This is a genomic window from Gracilimonas sp. (genome assembly GCF_031581265.1).
In the GTDB taxonomy this organism is placed as follows: Bacteria; Bacteroidota; Rhodothermia; order Balneolales; family Balneolaceae; genus Gracilimonas.
In genome coordinates, this window is sequence record NZ_JAVLBQ010000007.1 from 1 (window position 1) to 22,004 (window position 22,004).

A 22,004-nucleotide genomic window follows, 5' to 3' on the forward strand; every position below is an offset into this window, starting at 1 on the left:
CCCGAAAAAATCGGGACAGGAACAACTGACTGATTTATCTCCCCTCCAGGGGAGACTTCACTTTCCTAAACTTTTGTCATCGAATTATCTAACATCTACAGTACCGACGAAACACAGGTAAATCCTATAATCCCAAACATCAGGGTTCCAAAAAACACCATTTCTATTCATTTAACCGATTTTTAGCTCAAAGATATTTTATCAATTTGTATCTTAGGTGCAAATAAATTCATCAAATAAGCAGACTAATTTTCAATGAGCGCATCTGAAAAAAATACAGATCAATCAAATATTGGCATCTTAATAATGGCCCACGGTGGCGGGACTACCTGGAATAACATGGTAAAAAATGCTGCAGCACCACTGACCGAAAAACACCCTGTCGAATTTGCCTGGGGGATGGCCAATTTTGTTTCGCTTCAGAAAGCGGTTCAGAATTTGGAGGCCAAAAAAGTTGATAGGATCATAGTTGTTCCACTTTTCATTTCGAAACACAGCCCTATTTTTCGGCAAACAGAATTCCTCTTGGGTTTGAGGGATAAGCTGGCCGATCCACCTATGCCGGTTATGCATTACACAGATGAATTCAGGGAAATGTCAGGAGTTGAATTAGATGATTCCCATTTCATGCATAATATGCTGTTTCCTCCCACACTCAATCAGATTGAAATAAAAACTCCGGTTCAGTTCACTGATGCTCTCGATGATCACCCCACGGTAGCCGGAATCTTAAGAGAGCGCATTTTATCACTTAGCAAAGATCCATCAAATGAAACAGTTGTGTTAGCAGCTCATGGTCCCAATGGAGAAGAAGACAATATCGGATGGGTAAAAAGCATGGAGTCGCTGGCAGCTCAGGTTCAGCACATGCAAAAAAAGGAGGGAGCATCGACTTTCAGAAATATAAATGCCTTGACAGTTCGTGATGATGCCCCGGAAGACATTCATGAGCAAGCCAAACAACATCTGAGGGCGGTAGTTCGACAAGGAAATATTTCGGGTGAAGTGATTGTAGTTCCTGTATTTCTCTCACCGGGTGGTAGAGAAAAATCAGTGGCTCAGCGATTAGAGGGATTGAATTTTAAATGGAATGGCGAAACCTTACTACCCGATGACAGACTTACCAACTTGTTAACAGAAACCGTAAACAATGCTCTAAAACAATAGACGGTCATTTCTAAAATCTGTAATCACTCTAATTTCCACCATACAAACCGAATCTCACACCTGCTTTAAAAATGGTTACAAAGCGGGAATCTGATTGTCCCTGTACGTGACTTCTATTTTGAAAATTGTTGTATCCGGTATCTAATTCAAACCACAAATAAGACCGGGGTTGATAGAGTACATGAAGTCCGCCCCTGATAGTTTTCTCTTCATTACCCGTTAAAATAACATCAATTACGCTTCCGTCGGGATATCTTCGGTTAAACTCTTGATTAATCACTTGCTCTCCCTGTACATAATAAGCGAGATAAGGTGATACTTTTAGCCCTCGAAGATATTGATCGAGATAAAAATCGGGAGTTAGTCTGAGCTTTATGTAATCATTAGTTGGGGTGGCCATGCTTCGACCAAGGTAAAGATAACGCCCCTCGGCTTGATGAGTATTGTAAGTTTGATAAGCAACAGCCTCAAATTCAAGATTAAGATCTATCGAAGGATTATTAAGTGCGTAGGTCAAAGATGTTAGGTAAGTAAAGGTAATAGGTTCTCCGAAGTCTTCTGTATGCTCAAAATCATCAAGCATAAATTGCATATTGTATGACAGGTTTTGGTAGAAACCCCAGACCATTCCTCCAATTAATAGATTATGTTCATCATTCTTAGGGTAATTATCGGTAACAAATCCAAATATTAGGAATGGATTGGCATACTTTAATGAAATCCCGGAATTATTTCCTGAATAAATAACAGATTCAAAAAAACTAATTCCAAAATACTTTGAAGGCCTCCAATCGAAGCGATGAGTAGCTATAAACCTGTTTTTTGAGCCTTCTCGATAGGGATCTCCCGTGAAGTTTCCATCCGCTGTAATACCATCAAGTTCACCTAGAATACTCCGTAATGAAAAGTGCTTTCCCTTCATGCTGATATTAATCTGATCAAAAGATCGGGCATTGGTACTCATGACAGCAGAGGGTTCTCCATATTTGCCCCATTGATTTTGAAATCTTCCAAGTGTTATGCGGAAATTATTATTTTGATATCCTGCGTAAGATTCTTCGCTGCGAATATGAAGCCGCCGTACTGCATCAAGTCCGTCGGGGTCCTGATCGTAATAATAATCATGTCGGATGGAAAATTGTCCTACAAAATCACCTTGTTCCATGTATCCCGATAAAGTAGGATATGGGTATGCGTATAGTTTTTGATTTAGAGGTCGCAGAACATCCTGACGTTTGGTGTCACTCACTCTGCTTGCAACGGTAAGTTCAAGACCTAATTCATTTTTTTCTGATGGATCATTCTGATCTACCCTTGCTCTAATCATTTCAAACCACACGACCTCATTCTCGCTGAGTTTGTTTTCATTAATTTTGTCGAGTGCAGACTTTATTTCTCCGTATGAATAGGGAAGGGCGGTAGGATTAAGATCTAACATCATCCCCCGGTTTTGTAGCCTTTTAATATAGTCGTAGGTATAATCAGACATGGATAGCAGACGATTTTGCTGCCCAAGTACATGCCCCGAAATAAATAACATGACGACCAGTAAAAGAATTGAAGTTCTGAATTTCATCAATAGCCGGAAGAATGAGTTTTTGGTATCTGTTTGAGCAAAGGGTAACCAATCTTTTGAATTTAATCCAGAACGACTCACTCTTGATCAAAAAAATAAAGCTCATAAAAAAACCCGCACAAATTAATGTGCGGGTTCTAATTTCATACAAAGATGAAATCAATATCGAATTGAATTATTCGAGAATGTAAACTTCAGTAGCGCTAAGGCCTTTGTCAGTTTCTTCTACGGAAAATTCAACTTCTTCACCGTCTTCGATACCTTCGTTAAAACCAAGGTTCTCGATGTTATTTCGGTGGAGAAAGATATCCTTTTCACCGTTGTCAGGCTTGATAAACCCAAATCCTTTTTGAGTATCAAACCATTTTACTTTACCGTATTCCATAATATATGTTGTGTTGTGTTGTTCGCAGGCACAGTGTATTGTATGCTTAAAAATGGGCATACTTCATTTCAAAAATCGGCTGCGAGAATTTAAATGTTAGTTATACAAACCAGAGAAGGGAAATATTACTGTACTAAAAAAATACCGACGTCCTTTAATTAATTTGCAATTCAAAGTTCTCCTTTATTCTGTCCAATAACAAACTTTATTCTTCCGGAGAGTCAGTAAGTGAAAGACGGATAAGATCATTCGTAAATTTCATTAATGAGACCGGCCATACGAACACCGGCTTTCAGTAATCTGGTTTCAACAGTATCCCAGTTTTTGTACGAATACTCGTAACTAAGTTCCTTGTTTTCAGGCATATCATATACTTGGGGTAGCAGCGCCTGTGATTCATAAGCCCAATTTAATACCGAGCTGCTTTGCCAGTCTCGAATTTGGCTTTCAGTAGGGTGATTGATAAAGCGGGTGAGTTCTGTAAAACTGAGCTGTTTATCATCAATCATTTCACTGTCCCAAACCCGATGTAAGTTAGAGTTCTCCCAAAACCATTGCAGACGTACATCGTTACCACCGCGATCGGAGCCATTTCCCACATGCAGGGGTTGATGGAGATCGCCAACTAAATGAACCAATACCTTTAGGTTTTCAGCTTCTTGTTTTGCAGATAATCCGCCTTCTTTTAATTCAGATACTACTTTATCGATAGCCCAAATGATATCACCGTCAGGATTTTTTTCAGCCGATTCATAGGTTTCTCCTTCCGGTATGGTCACATAATGCCAGGGAGCCATATAATCATAGCCTCCATCAGAACGAACCTCATCCATCCATGTGCTTACTTCTGCAAGCGACTCATTGCCCAACACTCGTTTTACCTCTTTTGCTGCTTTATCAGTTAGATAGTGTTCAGCTACAAGTCCTGTAGCACGGTGACCAATTTGTCCCCACCGTAAGGTTTCATTAGCTGTTGAGGTAAAACCAAAAATGAAGATGGATATGAGGGCTACGAATTTCGGCATAATTTGAAAGAATGTGTTTTGATTTATTCTCCAACAAAGATAACAGCCGTGAGGTTATTAATCATCCGATAATGTCTTTGTTTTTGAGCTTGTAAAAAGAAATCAGGATTAGTTTTTCAAACTAATCAAAATCAGCTGACAGATTGGATTTTTCTTCATCTGCTGCATACTGAAACAGCATCCCTGCTACAACAAAAAGGGTAATGAAGAAGCCATTTACAGCCAGAATTTCATACACAGAGCTGTCTGGAACTTCAGCCATGCCGGTGAATAGAGCAACTATGGTAATTATAAATTGTGCAGCAGCCATAGCGAATAAAGTGTACTTCAGTCCGGAGGCTTTAAATTTAGCAATAAAAGCACCCATAACGCCCACCCCAATCACCAGGAAATACAATAGGTTGAATTCGTTATCCTCTGAGCCGATGAGTCCCACGGCAAGATTACTCCAGATGAGGAACAGTCCGGTTAAAAGAGCAAATCCCGTGGCAACTCTATATGCAACGGTAGTAGTTTTTTTGGTGACTAAGGTATAGGTCAGACTGCATGAAAGAATTAGCAGTCCGGCAAAGATAAAGTCAGATACCGTCCAGATTACATTTTCTGAAAACTGCATTGCTATCAATGGAATCAGTAAAATAGATACGGTGATAAGTGCAGGATATAGAAAAGCTTTTGAGAGATCTTGTTGTGTATTCATGATTATGTGATTATGTGATTGTTGAAAATTTGTTGGTCATGCATTGACTTCATCATTCAAATCCAAAAAGCAGAGGAAATACGATGACTACGATTGCACCCCAAGCTGCGTAAACCGTCAGGTAACCAGTTTGCCATTTTTCTAAAACCGAAAATGAAGACTTTCCCCGAAGAAATCTGATATACAGAACCACCGACCAAATTAAATTAACCAAGAGTATTAAGTTTAGACCAAGGGCAGCAACTCTGTTTGGGGTGAATCCAAATTCAGCTATTCGTTCTGAGATCCCCAAAAGGGCTACTGCATCAGCTATTAGTGCGCTAACTACCAACACAACTTGTATCACATCAAATACGCCGGGAGTATCCTCGGAATTTCGGGCAGAGATAGAGTAAAGCAGCAATGCTAAAACCACTATTAGTAGTAGGTCAAAGGCTATAAGCACCTCACGATCCGTGATGAGCTCTTTTCCGGTAAAAGCCATTACGCCAAGAAAAGTAATAAGCATAATAGCAAAGAGGGGGGAGAAGAGTTTTGCCAGAACCGGAGCAAAATTGGCGGCCAGGTTACTCCGTATTTCAGCCAGCCATACAGCAATAATTATAGCTCCGGTGGCACCGCATGGCAGTAGCCACGATTCGAAAAATGGTTCTATATCAATATCGATGGTTCCGAATATTAAAGCCATGAAACCCGATAGCACACCTCCTCCAAGAGCAATGAGCACGTAGTAGATAAAAGATTCACCGTAAAACCGTATGAAATTCATTCTTTCATTAGACTGACGCCATTGTCTGCCTGAGAAAGCTATCCCAACCAAGAGCCATAATGTAACAGGCAGGTGCAAAGCCAACAGAACTTCCGTATCTGCATGTTGTTCAAAGGGGTAAATATTGGCAAAGGTGAGGGCCATCAGAAATGGAATGGTCAGAAACAAAATAGTCTTTGTTTTCAATTCTCTTTTCCAGGCAAAATAAGCAGTCACCAAAGGGAGGGCGAAAAAGCTCATATTGCGGAAATACAAGTTTTCGTTTTGATCTAAATCATACCCAAATATTGAGGGTAGCTTTATCAGTACTGCAGCCAATACCGCCAGGCTAAACACAACGATAGCTTCTTTAAAGATAGAGTCATTATGGGGCTCAGAGGTGGTGTTAGTCATTGTTACAGTATTTTAAATTTTATATTGAAAGAACTTTGAATTACAAAGTAAGTGCCTAAATTTTTTTAAACTCTTCTGTGGTTTGATTTAATACGGGTAAAGATATACCATCCAAGACCTGTCACTATAAGTGCAAGTGGAATAGCGCCCGGTTCATCTTCGACTACGATCATGAAGGTCAGCAGAGCAACACCAACAAAGGTGATAAGCAGTGAAATAATTTTGTGCATTTTATGCTGAGCAAAACACTCTGTTTTCATAGCTATTTCTGTGATTTTATTATTTGTTCAAGCACTTTAAGATGTTCCTCAAATGCCTTTTTTCCTTCCGGTGTCATAGAATAACTGGTATTAGGTTTCTTGTCGATAAATGATTTTTCTACTTCCACAAATCCTTCTTGTTCCAGCTTTTTAATATGAGTAGCCAGATTTCCATCGGTTACTTCAAGGAATTCCTTCAGGGAAGTGAAATCGAGGGAGTCGTTAACGGCCAATGCCGACATTATTCCCAGTCTTACCCGATTTTCAAACGCTTTATGTAAATCGTCAAATGATACCTTCACGTATGATCACCGCTCATATTTGAAGTACATGTATATTCCGTAAACGATATGAACAGCTCCAAATCCTGTCACCCAGAAAAGGAGTCCATAGCTGATAAAGGCTACATTCAGAAGCCCTAGAATCATTTGAACCAATCCCATAATCCGAACTTCCTTAATGGTATAGAATCCGGCATTGTATAAGGCAAGTCCGTAGAATAGAAGGGTGAAGGGAGCTATCAATCCAAGTAACCCTTTTGAAATGAATAGCAATATTAAAACCCCACCCGCTAATAACGGAATGGCCATACTGACTAAGAGGCGGCGGGAAGTTGCATTCCAGGCTTTCTTATCTTGTTTCTGTGCCTTTCTTCGGGAATCCAGAAGAGCGCTGCCAATTGCAAATACTAACACTCCGGTTGCAACTAAAATGATAGTCGACAAATTTGTATAAGAATATGTGACTTCATTAGGGTGAAATTCAAAAACACTGTATGCTATTGCGGCTCCAATTAGAGCATAAACTCCTGCCAATATACCCGCCCATCCGGAAAGAGATAAAAATTTGGAAGACCGCTCCATCATGGAACGAATCTCAGCAATGTCCTGAATGTAATCTTGTTCTTCTTTCATGCAAAGTACTTTTTATTACAAAGTACATAGGAAATACGAAAGTAACAATAGGGGGGTGATTATTTTTCACTCGATAGTTACTAAGGAATAGAACACGGATAAAGCGGATTGGGCGGATAATCGCGGAAGGAAGTGTGATTTTATCAATCCCCCCAAGTTCTCACCCGGAGCAGGAAATGAGTCTCGATCTAGTTCAAGCGTCTCGCTTGGACCAACTTGTTTACCAATTCAACCACCGCATCCCGACTTTCGGGACGACGCCTGCGCTAGTGCTCTTCGTTGTTTTTGTCAACGAATTATCTAACATCTACAAGGATGACAACCTTTTGGGTAGTTTCAATTTCCCAATCCACCCTCGTTCCCAACGCCCACGTTGGGAATGCCAGTATGGACCACCGGTCCAAAACACAACTAAAAAAGTACTTACAGCTCATCATGGAGTAAACAAGTCAGCAAACTAACATTGCAAATCAGTGCCCATCTGCAAAATCCACTTTATCCGCGTTCTAATTCGATGGTGACTAAGGAATAGAACACGGATAACACGGATTCGACGGATAATCGCGGAGCTAATATTATAGTAATTTTACACTTAATATCAGTGTTCATCCACTACGTCGGCATATACGCGTTCGGTTCCTGAGATTTTGAAAGTTCAATCAAAAGCTTAACATCATCATGCCATTATAGCTAACTTCAATTATGTTTTTATTGGATCTCCTTAACCATCATTAAACCCATACATACTATGAAACAATTTTACAAACTGACATCAATTGTTATCCTCTTGTTGATATCATCTACATTGACACTTCAAGCCCAGGAACATGAGCATAGTTTGATAGAGGGTGCAAGGGCCATACAATTTCAGGTAAACAGTAATTTCACTCTTGGTTCTTTTGGGGGCAGTGCTCTCTCTTATAAAAGACAACTGTCAGAAGAAAAGGCGCAAAGATTTAGTCTTAGTTTTCAAAGTGCTCTTCGAAATCGGACTTTTCCTAATAGTTCAAATGATCAGGAGACAACAGATTTTGGAACTGATATTGCAGCCATTATAAGCTGGCAGAACTATGTGAATCCCCAAGACGAAGTAAAAGCATATTATGGCTATGGACCCGGAATTAGTTTTGGGTATAACTCAAATAACCTGGAAAGAGTCAATGATACCATTACGCAGGATAGGTTAACCTTGGGGGTAAAAGCAATAGGTTATTCCGGGGTTGAATGGTTTATCAGTTCTTCGTTCAGCCTTCATGCCGAATACCGGGCATCATTCCGAGCCACTTTCGAGAGCCGAAAAGTAATAACAGAAGACCATCAAACCAGCCAGGAAACAACTGATAAATACAACGAGAACAGATTCTCTTTGGGCAGCAATGGCGTTAGGTTTGGTTTGTCTGTATACTTTTAAACTACAGGCTGCCATTGTTCCCTTTTCCAATTCGATGGTGACTAGGGAACAGAACACGGATAACACGGATTCGACGGATAATCGTGGGAAAAGTTAACCAATTATATTAGCGCAAGCGTTTCACTTCTGCGGTGTTGAAATAGCAAATCTTGGTCCTTGTGGCCACTTTAATTTGCCTGATATTGAAAAGGGTTAAAACCCATGCTTGTGTACTGGAAGACAAAAGATTAAGGTTGTCATCCCGAGTGTATGGTGCTATAAATAAGTCAATTAAGTTTAACACGAGGGATCTCAAAACTAACTACCAGGTAGATGTAAACTTTGAGATCCTTCGCGTAATACAACCATTTTTAATTCAACCGTTCTTGCGCTCAGGATGACAACCTTTCCCTTGTTCCCAACGCTCTCACTGGGAATGCCAGCATGGACCACCGGTCCAAAACACAACTGCAAAAGTACTTGCAGCTCATCATGGAGTAAACAAGTCAGCAAACTAACATTGCAAATCAGTGGTCATCCGCTAGACCTGCTTCATCTGCGTTCCGGTTCGGTGGTGGCTAAGGAACAGAACACGGATAACAAGGATTGAGCTGATAATCGCGGAATGGTTTGTGTTTTCTTGTAAATTTTAAATCAGTGCCTATCCGCAAAATCCGCCTCATCCGCGTTCCATTCATAAGTTTTCAGGTCCACAAAAAAGCCCCGCACTTCAACTGAAATGAGGGGCTTCCAAATTTTTTTTAATGCTATCTATCTATTACAGCCTATTACAGCAACATGGAAAGCGGATTTTCCAGCAGATTCTTAACTGTATTCAGGAATTCTGCGGCTTTGGCTCCATCCACAATTCGGTGGTCAGAAGATAAAGTAACTTTCATGCGTTTGCCCGGGACTACTTCTCCGTTCTCAACTACAGGCACGTCTCGAATTGCTCCAACGGCCAAAATACAAGCATTTGGCGGGTTGATGATGGCTGTAAACTCTTCAATGCCAAACATCCCCAGGTTACTGATGGTAAACGTACTTCCTTCCATTTGCTCGGGTTGAAGTTTACGCTCTCTTGCCAGCCCAGCCAACTCACGGGTCTCGGATGAAATCTGTGCCAGCCCCTTTTTGTCAGTGTGACGTATAACAGGAGTCATAAGCCCTTCTTCAATAGCAACGGCTACTGCTACATGGATATCTCCGTGTTGTTTAATGACATCATCATGCCAAGAGCTGTTCACATATTGGTGACGGGTTAGCGCGGTAGCACATGCCTTCACCACAATATCGTTGAAGCTGATTTTTACATCCTCATTGGTATCATTGATTTGCTTGCGAGCTGCTACTACCGCCTTCATATCAATATCGATAGTCTCGTAGAAATGTGGACTCGTAAACTTGCTCTCAGACAATCGGCGAGCAATAGTCTTACGCATTTGAGAAACTTTGACCTCTTTACTCTCAATACTTTCGAAAGTTTGAGCAGGGGTGGATACTGCGGTTGGTGCTTCTTCTTTATAATCTTCAATATCAGCCTTGATAATACGACCATTTGGTCCTGAACCGCTCACGTTTTCTAATTCAATGCCTTTATCTTCGGCCATTTTACGGGCAAGGGGAGAAGCTAAAATTCGGCCATGCTTCCCTGTTGAAGCGGCAATATCGTCAGAATCAGCAGAACTTCTTTCTGATTTAGGGGAAGTAAGAGTTGCCCTGTTGCTTGAACCGGAAGTTGATTCTTCTTTTTCTTCAGATTTAGATTCTGCTTTCTCTTCGGTGTTGTCGGAGGAAGAGGAGCCGGCATTTTCAAGGATCTCAGAGATGTCTTCCCCTTCCTCACCCAGAACAGCCATTAGTCCACCTAGCGGAACGGCATCACCTTCATCTACCAAAATTTTGAGTACGGTTCCTGCGTCAAAAGCTTCCACTTCCATCGTGGCTTTGTCGGTTTCTACCTCGGCAATAATATCACCGGGTTCTACCTGATCTCCTTGATTAACATTCCACGATGCGATAACCCCTTCTTCCATGGTGTCGCTTAGCTTCGGCATTTCAATCTTAATCGCCATAATCTTTAGTCTATACTGTTGAGTGAGTTATTAATTTTTTAAGCATTTGCTAATTTAACGGGTGTTAGAGTGAAAAGGCAAAACGCAAAAGTGAAAAATTATGCTATGCACAATTTCACTTTTGCCCTTTCACTTTTCACCTAATTCCGATACGTAACCTGATTTACTGCTTCGATTACATTTTTTGCATCCGGTAACCATGCATCAAATAAATTCTTGGCAAACGGTGCGTTTACATCCGGAAGGGTAACACGTTGAACAGGCGCATCCAAATAATCGAAGGCTTCGCGCTGGATCAGGAACCCAATCTCAGCAGCAAATCCGGCAAACGGGTGTGCTTCATCCACGACCACACAACGGTTCGTTTTCTTTATGGATTCCACAATCAGAGGAAGATCCAGCGGCTTCACTGTTCTTGGGTCGATAATTTCAACTTCAACTCCATCTTTCTCTAACTGAGTCGCCGCTTGTTTTGCTACATGGTACATTTTCCCATGGGCAACGATGGTTACATCACTTCCTTCACGTTTTATTTTTCCTTTTCCAATTGGAATGATGTAATCATCTTCTTCAGAAACTTCACCTTTCATTCCGTACATCTGCTCCGATTCCATGAACAATACGGGATTGTCATCACGGATGGCAGATTTCAGCAATCCTTTGGCATCATCCGGCTCCGAGGTATAAATTACTTTCAGTCCGGGGAAGTGGGCGTACATAGAATCATAAGCCACGGAGTGAGTAGCTCCTAACTGACCCGCAGAGGCATTAGGCCCACGAAATACAATGGGCATCGAAATTTGTCCACCGGTCATATAGCCCGCTTTGGAGGCATGGTTGATGATTTGGTCAGCTGCCAACACCGCAAAGTTGAAGGTCATGAATTCCACAATGGGACGAAGTCCGTTCATTGCAGCACCCACACCAATTCCGGCAAATCCAAGTTCAGAGATCGGGGTATCGATCACGCGCTTGTAGCCGTATTTGTCTAAAAGTCCTTCGGTAGCTTTGTATGCACCATTGTACTCGGCAACTTCCTCACCCATAATGAAGACTTTTTCTTCACGGGCCATTTCCTCGTCAATTGCCTCTCGTATTGCTTCTCTAAATTGTAATTCAGCCATTACTCTGTTTCTGTCTTTTAAAATTAGGTGTGGAAATATGGATCATCTTCAGCGAACATGTCATCGTAGAGCTCAGACTCATCCGGGAATTCAGATTCATCTGCAAACTCCACGGCATCTAATACTTGCTGCTCTACCTTTTCTTCTATTTCCTCAATTTCTTTGTCTTTGAGAATCTTCTCATCTTTCAGATAAGTCTTCAGTCGCTCTATCGGGTCATTCTTCTGATATTCTTCCAGCTCCTCTTTATCACGATATTTTTGAGGATCGGACATGGAGTGACCGCGATAGCGATAGGTTCTGATCTCAAGGAAATACGGCTCAGAATTTTCACGAACATATTCAGAAACCTCTTTCATAGCCTCGTACACAGAAAACACATCCATTCCGTTAACAACTTTGCTTTTCATTCCATACGCTTTGGCACGATCTACAATTTCGGTCACCGTATGTCGGCGAGCGGCAGTTCCCATAGAATAACCGTTATTTTCAACAGCAAATATTCCGGGCAGTCCCCATAAGTTGGCAATATTAAAAGTCTCATGAAGGGCACCCTGATCTACAGCGCCGTCTCCGAAGAAAGTAGCAGTGACACGACCGGTTTGGTTGTATTTATTGGCAAAAGCAATACCGCCGCCAATGGGAATATGTCCACCTACAATTCCATAACCACCCCAGAAGTGATTTTCAGTTTTGGCAAAGTGCATGGAACCACCTTTTCCTTTCGAGCATCCGGTTTTCTTCCCAAACAGCTCCGCCATACCTTCTTTTGGGGTGATGCCTCGGCACAATCCCCACCCATGATCGCGATAAGCTGTAATGATATCATCGTCATCATTCAGGGCAAACACTGTTCCGGTTGAAACTGCTTCCTGACCTATATAAAGGTGAAGGAACCCACCAAATTTCCCTTTCTGATATTGCTGCATGGCTCGTTCTTCAAAGCGTCGCTGAAGATACATTTGCTCATACATGGCTTTGAGGTCATCCTCACTTAGGCCAAGGGATTTATGTTTTTTTCGTGTAGGGGAGGGGAGATCAACGCCTTTTTGGACGGCACCGTCTTTTTCATTTCCAATACCCCAAGGGGCAAAATTAATTTCGTCATTTTTCTTTTTAGCCATAATAATCTTTTCAAGTCAATTTTTGCGTCAAATCAAAAGGGACGCAAATATATCCAATTTTTATGAAGATTTTGTGATTTTGATTCTGGAACTTCCACCAATTTTATTAAATAAAATATCAGCCATCTCACTTACTTTCACAAACATAGGATAATACTTTATAAATCATGGTTAAAATTCTTCTTATCTGTTTGAGTTTTGGCAAGGACTTCTGGTACATTAGTATGAGTTTAAACCCTGAATTTTGGATTTATAAGATTGTGGATTGAAGATTTACAAGTCCATTATCAAAAGTCATCGATTATCGCTCAAAATTCAATACATGTTCTTGGTTTTCGAGTAGTTCCGGTTCCCATTCGTTAGGAGTAAAAAAGGATATCCTGATTTTTCGGTCATCTTTTCGGCTTTTCGGCTTTCCGGGTTAATTCGTTTAAGTAATCTCGATCTATATCTCCAATCACATAGAAGTATATGGTGACGCCTTCAAGTCTGTGCACAAGGAAGCCACCTTTTCGGGATTACCGAGCCGGTTTATTACTTTTTTTAAGATTTTTTCCACCCAACAGTTTTCATTAGGAGAGTTCGCACCTTGTTAACATTGGTAAATTTTATTTATACTATTTCATATTGCCTTCGGTTCGGCTTCAATGATACCGGCTTTTTGAAGTCGGTTTAATTCCTGTGGTACGGTATTACTTGACAACTCAAATTCCCTTGATAACCCTTTGAGGTCTGATTTTAGCTCAAGATTGATGAAGAACTTTTGCAACAGCTTTACTCGTAATTGAATTGAGATTAACTTGTCGATCATGTAGTAGTTTTTAATCTAAGATGAATGGTTTTACCTAAAGCAAATTTTTGAAAAATAAGTAATAAAAGTGCTCAATTTTATCTATGAGATCAAGGGGAGTTATGATATTTGATTCTATGGGAATATCTAATAATTAATAACCAATTTTCAATTGATGATCTTAATCAATTGCTCACAGACTTTGTCCTGATCTTCTTCACTTAGGAAAGGATGCATGGGAAGGCTTAGTACTTCGCGGCTGGCTTTTTCAGATTTGGGAAAATCGCCGTAATTGTAGCCCAGGTTTTGAAAAACGGGCTGTTCGTGGAAGCATTTAGGGTAGTAGATTCCAACGGGGATGCCAGCTTCTTTTATTCGTGCCACCACTTCATCTCTGTGCTCTTCATTTACTCGAATGGTGTATTGGGCATAAACATGGGTATTGCCTTCGGCTATTTTTGGGGTTTTTATCTGTCCTTTTAGCAACTTACTGTATCGGGCTCCGATTTCTCCACGTGTTTGTACTTCTTTATCAAAATGTTCCCATTTGCCTAAAATTACGGCGGCTTGTAGGGTATCAAATCGGCCGTTTAGTCCAATATGAGTATGGTGGTGTCGCTTTATGCCCCCGTGGGAACGAATGGCTTTCATGATGTCGGCGAGGTCATCATCATCGGTGAAAAGTGCTCCTCCATCACCAAAACAACCTAAGGGCTTGGCAGGAAAGAAGGAGGTGCTTCCTATCAATGAGGCGCCACAACTTCGTTTTCCATTGCGGGTGGCTCCAAAACTCTGGGCGGCATCTTCGATGACGGCAATATCGTGTTTCTCGGCAATAGCGTTTATGCGCTCCAGGGCGGGCATCTGTCCAAATAAACTGACGGGCATAATGGCTTTGGTATTTTCGGTGATAGCCTCTTCTAACAAATCAGGATCCATATTATAGGTATCTGACTCAATATCGATGAATACCGGGTTGGCCCCAACCGCTGCAATGACTTCTGCTGTACTTATCCATGAAAAGGGTACGGTAATAACCTCATCTCCAGCTCCAATATCTAATGCCCGCAGGGCAATCTCTAGGCTGACAGTCCCGCTGGCTACGGTGATGCAGTGTTTCACTCCGACGTATTCCGCTAATACTTTTTCAAGTTCGTCAATCTCCGGTCCCATAATGAACTGACCATGATCAACAACTTCTCGCATTTTACGGTCGATTTCGTCTTTGTAGGTCTCGTATTGTGTTTTTAGGTCTATGAATTCCATTTTGGAGTCTTTGTAATAATCTTTTGGCTAACCGCAGTGTTGCACAGGGTTTCGCGGTGTTTTAGCGTGTATTTATAATTTGTTAATTACTTTTTAAGTGAGGTAACATTAAAGTTGAGGATCAACCCTACTTCTTTATTAAGTAGTTTCAAGTAGGTTAATGTCTGTGTCAGATGAAGATCATTTATACCTTTTGTGGTCTTAGTTTCTACTACAACCTCATTTTCGACAAATAAATTAACCCGATAGTCATATTCCAGTTTAATTTCTTTATAGAAAAGTGGCAAGGGTTTTTGAGCTTACATATATATGCCTGCTTCCTTTAATATATATAGACCAGGCAGTGTTCATAAGCAGACTCAATTAAACCGGGCCCTAACTCTGTATGACTTTGTAAGCTGCGTTAAGGATCTTATGTGTTATATCATTAGTTTTCATTATTTAATTACCATTAAACATTGAGTGAAAAAAAGCTGTGTAACTCTGTGGATTCCTCCGAGAAACTCTGTGGTTAAATTTAATTGGTTTTGAAATCATCATACTTTTTCTCGCCTATGGTGAGTTTATCCGGCAGTGGCATTTCTTCATCTAAATCCAAACAACGTAGTTTTTCATCTTTTAGCTGATATCTGAATCTGGATTCGGGGCAGGTCATGATTCCGTTTTCGTCGGGGTTTTTGAGGGGATGTCCGTGTCGGCTCATCCAGCCTTTTTGTCTGCCGGGGTTGCCGAGGATGAGGGCGTAATCGGGGACGTCTTTGGTTACTACGGCTCCTGCTCCAATAAAGGAATATCGTCCTAAGGTGATCCCGCAAACAATAGTGGCATTGGCCCCTACTGTACTTCCTCTTCTGAACAGGGTTCTTTCATAGAGTGAATGCCGATTTACTTGGCTTCGGGGGTTTGTGACATTAGTAAGTACACAACTTGGTCCTAAAAAGACTTCATCCTCCAGCTCGCATCCCGTATAGATGGCCACATTATTTTGCACCTTCACCCGATTACCTATCTTTACATCATTTGCTACAAACACATTTTGCCCGAATACGCAATTTTTACCGATATCAACCCCTTTCGAAATATGACAGAAGTGCCAGATACTGGTACCCTCTCCTATGGATACGGGCTCATCGACATAGGCGGATTCGTGGATTTTAACGTTTTTCATATCTGATTTTCAATTTTTATAAAACCTTTCGGTTGACCACAGAGTTACACACTGCGGTCAATCTTTCAGTTCTTGGATGCTTGGATGTACTAACCCTTTAGGATTCTGTGTAAGGTCCATAGTCCGCAACTTATGAACCAGTTCAATAGACGGACGGGCATCTTCGATTCCGAAGCCGTTTCCTTTGAGTGTTTCTTTATACACTTTGGTATGCAGATCGGTAAAGCCACCACTGAATTCGATTTCATCACCATCAATATCTATGGACCGAAAAGTTCGTTGAGAATTATCAGCATTATTAGGAATATCTTCAGGTTCCAATGACAGATACCACTCAACATCAGCATTGGGAAGCTCTAAAAAACCTCCCATTCTATTATTATCTCTAACATGTAGTTCCATAGTTTGGGGTGCCCCAAATAACCACATCAACATATCAAAAAAGTGAATACCAATATTGGTACCAATACCTCCTGACTTTTCCTTATCTCCTTTCCATGAATAATGATACCAAGTGCCGCGAGAGGTTATGTAGGTAAGTCTAATTTTGTTACGTTTCCCACTTTTCTCAACATCAATTTTTTTCTTAAGCTCAATTAATGACGGATGAACCCGAAGTTGAAGAATAGTCCAAACTCGCTGACCATATTCGTCTTCCAGCTCCTGCAGGATATCTAAGTTCCATGGATTCAATACCAATGGTTTTTCACAAATGGCATCTGCTCCCACACGCATAGCAAGCCGAATATGAGCATCATGTAAATGATTAGGAGAGCATATTGTCAGATAGTCAACACCTTCCCCATTATCTTCCCTGCGTATTTTTTCAAGATGTCGATCAAAACGTTCAACCTCAGTAAAAAATGCAGCCTCTGGAAAAAAACTATCTATTATACCCACGGAGTCATGCGGATCTACCGCAGCAACGAGCCTGTTCCCGGTATCTTTTATCGCTTTTAAATGTCTTGGTGCAATGTAACCGGCCAATCCGGTTAGCGCGAAATTTTTCATTGAATAAATATGGTTTATTTAATTCTTAAACGTTTCACAATTTACCTTTTCGAAAGTACAAATTCTTGTATCCATTCGTAATAGGGTTTTGTTTGCAGATTTCAAATTTTTATTTGTGTAGTATTATTATCGTAATTTATTGACCTTTTAGACCTTTTTATGGCTCAAAGAACCGAGGTGCGGATTTGGGGCAAACAAATCTGATCAAGGAGATCCCGGACCGGATTCCGACAGCTGTCGGGATTATCTGAGATGACGTCCCTGTATGATTGTATGATTTGAAATCCCCTTTAAACCACGGATGAGTTCAAAGCATATTTTTCCTATCTTCAAACCTCTTAAAATTCAACACTCACACATCAGATTTAATGTCTCATAAGACTTCCGCCCAGATTCGCCAAGAATTTTTTGATTTCTTTGCCGAAAAGAATCACGCTATTGTTGACAGTGCTCCTGTAGTTCCCAAAAACGACCCTACCCTTCTCTTTACTAATGCGGGGATGAACCAGTTTAAGTCTATTTTTCTGGGGGAGGAAGACGCCCTTCAACATGAAGGAAAAACATGGAAACGTGCGGCGGATACCCAAAAATGTATTCGTGTGAGCGGTAAGCATAATGACCTCGAGGAAGTTGGCCACGATACCTACCACCACACCTTATTTGAGATGCTGGGGAATTGGTCATTTGGGGATTATTTCAAAAAAGAAGCAATTGGCTGGGCTTGGGAATTACTAGTGGATAAATGGGGCCTTGATTCTGACCGATTATATGCCACCGTTTTTGAAGGTGATGAAGCTGATGGACTGCCGGTGGATGATGAAGCCATCGAACTTTGGAAAAGTGAAACGAGTATTGATCACGATCACATCCTGAAGTGTAGTAAGAAAGATAATTTTTGGGAAATGGGTGAAACCGGTCCGTGCGGACCTTGTTCTGAAGTACACATCGACCTCCGTTCCGATGAAGAACGCAAAAAGAAACCCGGTCGCGATTTGGTGAATATGGACGATCCCCGCGTCATGGAGATCTGGAACCTGGTTTTCATTCAGTTTAACAGAAAACCGGATACCTCCCTTGAAAAACTGCCTGCCCAACACGTGGATACCGGAATGGGCTTCGAACGAATTTGTGCAGTGCTGCAGGAAAAGACCTCTAATTACGATACCGATGTCTTCACTCCGCTGCTAAATGAAATTTCGGATATGGCGGGACTGACCTACGGCGAGGATGAAGAAAAAGATATTGCCATGCGGGTTATTTCCGATCACATTCGGGCGGTTACTTTTTCTATTGCAGATGGAGCTTCTCCCGGAAATGATGGGCGCGGTTATGTGATACGAAGAATTCTTCGTCGGGCTATTAGATATGGATGGGATGTTTTGGATTTCAAAGAGCCCTTTTTCTACAAATTGGTGGATGTGTTGGCCGAGCAGTTCAAGGATGTGTTCCTGGAAATCAAAGCTCAGAAAGAATATATCGTAAACGTGATCCGCTCTGAAGAAAAGAGCTTCCTGAAAACACTGGGACAGGGCATTGAGTTGTTCAATGAGATGGTGGAAGGCAAAAAGAAATTATCCGGAGAGGATGCTTTCAAGCTTCACGATACTTATGGATTTCCTATTGACTTGACCGAACTGATGGCCCGGGAACGTGGCGTTGAGGTAGATGTGGAAGGCTTCAACAAGCACATGCAAGCCCAGAAAGATCGTGCTCGCGCTGCAGGTAAGTTTTCTGTGGATCAGAGTGATTCCAAATCCTGGAATGTGCTTAAAGATACAGACGATTTTGAATTCGTAGGTTATGATGATGCCGAAGCTGAAGTTGAGATCACTGCATACCGAAAAGAAGGTGAACGTTTTGCACTGCAACTCAATCGCACTCCTTTTTATGCTGAAAGTGGAGGTCAGGTAGCAGACACTGGTCTTATTACTAATGGTGATGAATATATCAAAGTGGTGGATGTGCAGAAGTCTAACGGGCAGTTCATTCATTATGTGGACAAACTCCCTGAAGACCTTTCCGGTACCTGGACAGCTTCCATTGATTTTGACCGACGCGTTGAAATTCAAAAACATCACTCAGCTACACACTTGGTTCATGCTGCGCTTCGCGGAATTTTGGGAGATCATGTGCAACAGAAAGGCTCGCTGGTGGATGAAGAGCATCTGCGGTTTGACTTCTCCCACTTTGAAGCTATGACGGATGAGCAACTGGATGAAGTGGAGCAGTTGGTAAATGAGAAAATCCAGGAAAATATCCCGCTGCAGGAAGAGCGAAATGTGCCAATAGATGAAGCCAAAGAGCGAGGTGCCATGATGTTGTTTGGTGAAAAGTATGGTGAGTCCGTTCGGGTAATTACTTTTGACGAAGATTATTCGGTGGAATTGTGTGGGGGTACCCATGTAGGCGCTACCGGTGAGATCGGCTATTTCCGGTTCACTAATGAAACTTCTGTGGCAGCAGGAATCCGACGAATTGAGGCGGTTTGTGGAACTCAGGCTGACAAGCTTCTCCGCAATGAAAAACATTTATTACAACAGGTGAAAGGTGCTATCGGTCAAACCCAGGACTTGGCAGCTGACATCAACAAATTGATCGAGGATAAGAAAGCCCTCGAGAAGGAGCTCGAAAAAGTACAGATGCAAAACACGGGCGCCAAGCTGGATGAACTCATACAAAGTGCCAGTTCATATGACTCGGGAATCAAACTGGTGAAAGGGGAAATCTCAGGCGCCGATATGGATGCCCTCAAACAATTAGGCTATGATGGTCTTCAGAAAGTGAAGGAGAATACCGTCATCGTACTTGGTACCAGGGATGAGGACGAAGGCAAAGTCTATTTGATGGTGGCTGTTACCGACGATCTCATCAAAGGAAAAGGATTGAAGGCCGGGGCATTGGTTGGTCAGCTTGGAAGGCTTGTTGGCGGCGGCGGCGGCGGTCAGCCTAACTTAGCAACGGCCGGTGGACGTCAGCCCGAAAAACTTGCCGAAGCCTTAGAAAAAGTGAATGAATTGATTGATTCAGTAGATAAGTGAAAAGTTCGAAAAGTCGTAATCTTGAGGAATTGAAGCGTCTTCACAAGGTAATTACAAAAAAAAAGAGTTTTTTAAATTTATCTTTACTTAACCGAAAGCACTGTTAGCAAAATTTAAGCTCTAAAAAAGATTACTGTTAAATGAATCAATTAAAAAGTCTTTTAAACAAAATAGAATACAAAAACTACACCATAGGCATCGTAGGCTTAGGGTACGTAGGTTTACCCTTAATGTGGACCTTCCACCAAAGCGGAATGCCCGTCCTCGGTTTTGATATTGACCCAAAGAAAATCCAAAACCTGAAAAACGGTATCCCCTACATCAAGCACCTCGGAACCGAGATGATGGAAATCCTCGCCAACTCCGATAAAGCCGATGCCACCACCGATTTCTCCCGCCTCGATGAAGCCGATGCTATTTTGTTATGTGTGCCCACGCCGCTTGACCACCACCGCGAGCCGGATATGAGCTATGTGGAGCAGACCACTGAAACGGTCTCAAAATATTTGCGGAAGGGGCAGTTGGTGATCCTCGAATCTACTACCTGGCCGGGGACGACTGAGGAGCTGATGATCCCAATTTTGGAGAAGAACTCCGGACTGAAAGCCGGAACCGATTTTTATGTAGCCTACAGTCCCGAGCGCGAAGACCCGGGCAACCCGGATTTCAATACCGCCAAGATCCCCAAAGTGGTGGGCGGACATGGAGACGAGGCCCTGAAGCTGGCCACCGCCATGTACGATACGGCAATTGTGCAAACCGTGCCGGTCTCTGATTGCAAGACCGCCGAGGCCACCAAGCTGACCGAAAACATCTTCCGCTCGGTTAATATTGCCCTGGTGAATGAGCTGAAGGTGGTTTACGAAGCCATGGGCATTGATGTACACGAAGTGCTGGATGCGGCGGCTACCAAGCCGTTTGGCTTCATGAAATTTACACCCGGACCCGGGCTGGGTGGACACTGTATTCCCATTGACCCGTTCTACCTCACCTGGAAAGCCCGCGAGTTTGAGAAGCACACCCGCTTCATTGAGCTGGCCGGAGAGGTAAACACGAATATGCCCACCTACGTGGTGGACCGAACCATGCACGCCTTAAACACCCACAAAAAAGCTATGAACGGCAGCAAGATCCTTGTGATCGGACTCGCCTACAAACCGGATGTGGACGACATGCGTGAATCCCCAACTTTCAAGATCTTTGATCTGCTCAAAGCAAAAGGAGCTGAAATTGCCTATTACGATCCGTTCATTCCTGAGGTGTTGCCAACTCGTGAACATGCAGATTGGACAGGAGCAAAATCTATTGAGTGGAATAAAGAAAATGTCTCAGGTTTTGATGCCGTGTTGATCTCCACCAATCATTCGAGCATTGATTATGTAGAGCTTGCTGAGTGGAGTGACTGCATTATTGATACGAGGAATACAATGGCGAGTGTTGAGGTCAAAAATGATATTCATATTTTTAAAGCGTGACAGGGTAATGAAAAATTAAAGATTAAAATTAGGTATAACGCCTTAAATACTATTGATCATTTTGATCACTAGAATTCGGGACTAAGAAAATATATAGTGTGATTTCAGTTCATGTATCTTAAGCAAACTAATTTCTAATCTTTAATTTTTCATTTTGAGTTCCTCAAAGAATATGAACAAAGACTCTAAAATATACACGGCAGAACACTTTGAAGAGGCATATTACACAGTTTTAGAAAAATTGGAAGAAAACGCAACTGACTAGTTAGAGATATATGATTACTGTATAGGTTGGTTTTTTTTATCAATTATTGATTTATTATTTAATAAGGGTCAAGAAAACTTAAGCGGTTC

20 protein-coding genes are annotated in these 22,004 nt (G+C 41.8%); 4 read left to right on the forward strand and 16 right to left on the reverse strand.

What is annotated here, in order from left to right:
• Positions 1-255: 255 nt before the first annotated feature.
• Entirely contained in the window at positions 256-1,167 is a 912-nt protein-coding gene (locus RI561_RS04145) for a sirohydrochlorin chelatase (RefSeq protein WP_395078964.1), read from the forward strand.
• Between the two features lie 28 nt (positions 1,168-1,195).
• Here the strand turns inward: RI561_RS04145 and RI561_RS04150 are convergent, their stop codons facing one another.
• From RI561_RS04150 to RI561_RS04185, 8 genes are all read right to left on the reverse strand, one after another.
• Positions 1,196-2,707, reverse strand: coding sequence for a capsule assembly Wzi family protein (locus RI561_RS04150; protein WP_395078965.1), 1,512 nt, complete (start codon positions 2,705-2,707; stop codon positions 1,196-1,198).
• 211 nt (positions 2,708-2,918) lie between these two features.
• Positions 2,919-3,128, reverse strand: coding sequence for a cold-shock protein (locus RI561_RS04155; RefSeq protein WP_395078966.1), 210 nt, complete (start codon positions 3,126-3,128; stop codon positions 2,919-2,921).
• Positions 3,129-3,373: 245 nt separating this feature from the next.
• Positions 3,374-4,153 carry a S1/P1 nuclease gene (locus RI561_RS04160; RefSeq protein WP_395078967.1) on the reverse strand — a complete coding sequence of 260 codons (780 nt, stop codon included), beginning with the start codon at positions 4,151-4,153 and terminating at the stop codon, positions 3,374-3,376.
• A 121-nt stretch (positions 4,154-4,274) separates the two neighbouring features.
• Complete coding sequence (locus RI561_RS04165) at positions 4,275-4,853, reverse strand: hypothetical protein (RefSeq protein ID WP_395078968.1); 579 nt, start codon at positions 4,851-4,853, stop codon at positions 4,275-4,277.
• A 52-nt stretch (positions 4,854-4,905) separates the two neighbouring features.
• Positions 4,906-6,015 (reverse strand): hypothetical protein, encoded by a 1,110-nt coding sequence (locus RI561_RS04170; RefSeq protein WP_395078969.1) that lies wholly within the window; start codon positions 6,013-6,015, stop codon positions 4,906-4,908.
• 65 nt (positions 6,016-6,080) lie between these two features.
• Positions 6,081-6,275, reverse strand: coding sequence for a hypothetical protein (locus RI561_RS04175; RefSeq protein WP_395078970.1), 195 nt, complete (start codon positions 6,273-6,275; stop codon positions 6,081-6,083).
• Between the two features lie 2 nt (positions 6,276-6,277).
• Positions 6,278-6,577 (reverse strand): winged helix-turn-helix domain-containing protein, encoded by a 300-nt coding sequence (locus RI561_RS04180; protein WP_395078971.1) that lies wholly within the window; start codon positions 6,575-6,577, stop codon positions 6,278-6,280.
• A 6-nt stretch (positions 6,578-6,583) separates the two neighbouring features.
• Positions 6,584-7,189: a hypothetical protein gene (locus RI561_RS04185; RefSeq protein ID WP_395078972.1), complete on the reverse strand. Its 606-nt coding sequence runs from the start codon at positions 7,187-7,189 to the stop codon at positions 6,584-6,586.
• Between the two features lie 748 nt (positions 7,190-7,937).
• Here RI561_RS04185 and RI561_RS04190 point away from each other — a divergent pair.
• Positions 7,938-8,600 carry a hypothetical protein gene (locus RI561_RS04190; protein WP_395078973.1) on the forward strand — a complete coding sequence of 221 codons (663 nt, stop codon included), beginning with the start codon at positions 7,938-7,940 and terminating at the stop codon, positions 8,598-8,600.
• A 767-nt stretch (positions 8,601-9,367) separates the two neighbouring features.
• Here the strand turns inward: RI561_RS04190 and RI561_RS04195 are convergent.
• The 8 genes from RI561_RS04195 to RI561_RS04230 all read right to left on the reverse strand — a co-directional run bounded on the left by RI561_RS04195 (position 9,368) and on the right by RI561_RS04230 (position 17,137).
• Positions 9,368-10,654 carry a pyruvate dehydrogenase complex dihydrolipoamide acetyltransferase gene (locus RI561_RS04195; protein ID WP_395078974.1) on the reverse strand — a complete coding sequence of 429 codons (1,287 nt, stop codon included), beginning with the start codon at positions 10,652-10,654 and terminating at the stop codon, positions 9,368-9,370.
• 140 nt (positions 10,655-10,794) lie between these two features.
• On the reverse strand, positions 10,795-11,778 hold the full coding sequence (locus RI561_RS04200) for a pyruvate dehydrogenase complex E1 component subunit beta (RefSeq protein ID WP_395078975.1): 984 nt from the start codon (positions 11,776-11,778) through the stop codon (positions 10,795-10,797).
• A gap of 23 nt (positions 11,779-11,801) precedes the next feature.
• Positions 11,802-12,902 carry a pyruvate dehydrogenase (acetyl-transferring) E1 component subunit alpha gene (pdhA, locus tag RI561_RS04205; protein WP_395078976.1) on the reverse strand — a complete coding sequence of 367 codons (1,101 nt, stop codon included), beginning with the start codon at positions 12,900-12,902 and terminating at the stop codon, positions 11,802-11,804.
• 622 nt (positions 12,903-13,524) lie between these two features.
• Positions 13,525-13,713, reverse strand: coding sequence for a hypothetical protein (locus RI561_RS04210; RefSeq protein WP_395078977.1), 189 nt, complete (start codon positions 13,711-13,713; stop codon positions 13,525-13,527).
• A gap of 147 nt (positions 13,714-13,860) precedes the next feature.
• A complete protein-coding gene (locus tag RI561_RS04215) occupies positions 13,861-14,958 on the reverse strand; it encodes a DegT/DnrJ/EryC1/StrS family aminotransferase (protein ID WP_395078978.1) in 1,098 nt (365 codons plus the stop codon).
• Positions 14,959-15,044: 86 nt separating this feature from the next.
• Entirely contained in the window at positions 15,045-15,245 is a 201-nt protein-coding gene (locus RI561_RS04220) for a GxxExxY protein (RefSeq protein WP_395078979.1), read from the reverse strand.
• Positions 15,246-15,475: 230 nt separating this feature from the next.
• The gene (locus RI561_RS04225) at positions 15,476-16,126 is read right to left on the reverse strand and encodes an acyltransferase (RefSeq protein ID WP_395078980.1); all 651 of its coding nucleotides are present in this window, start codon (positions 16,124-16,126) and stop codon (positions 15,476-15,478) included.
• Between the two features lie 57 nt (positions 16,127-16,183).
• Positions 16,184-17,137, reverse strand: a complete 954-nt coding sequence (locus tag RI561_RS04230) for a Gfo/Idh/MocA family oxidoreductase (protein WP_395078981.1) — start codon at positions 17,135-17,137, stop codon at positions 16,184-16,186.
• Between the two features lie 368 nt (positions 17,138-17,505).
• Between RI561_RS04230 and alaS the strand changes: the two genes are divergently transcribed.
• Both alaS and RI561_RS04240 read left to right on the forward strand, forming a co-directional pair.
• On the forward strand, positions 17,506-20,175 hold the full coding sequence (gene alaS / locus RI561_RS04235; RefSeq protein WP_395078982.1) for an alanine--tRNA ligase: 2,670 nt from the start codon (positions 17,506-17,508) through the stop codon (positions 20,173-20,175).
• Between the two features lie 140 nt (positions 20,176-20,315).
• Positions 20,316-21,650 carry a nucleotide sugar dehydrogenase gene (locus tag RI561_RS04240; protein ID WP_395078983.1) on the forward strand — a complete coding sequence of 445 codons (1,335 nt, stop codon included), beginning with the start codon at positions 20,316-20,318 and terminating at the stop codon, positions 21,648-21,650.
• The last annotated feature ends 354 nt before the right edge of the window (positions 21,651-22,004 follow it).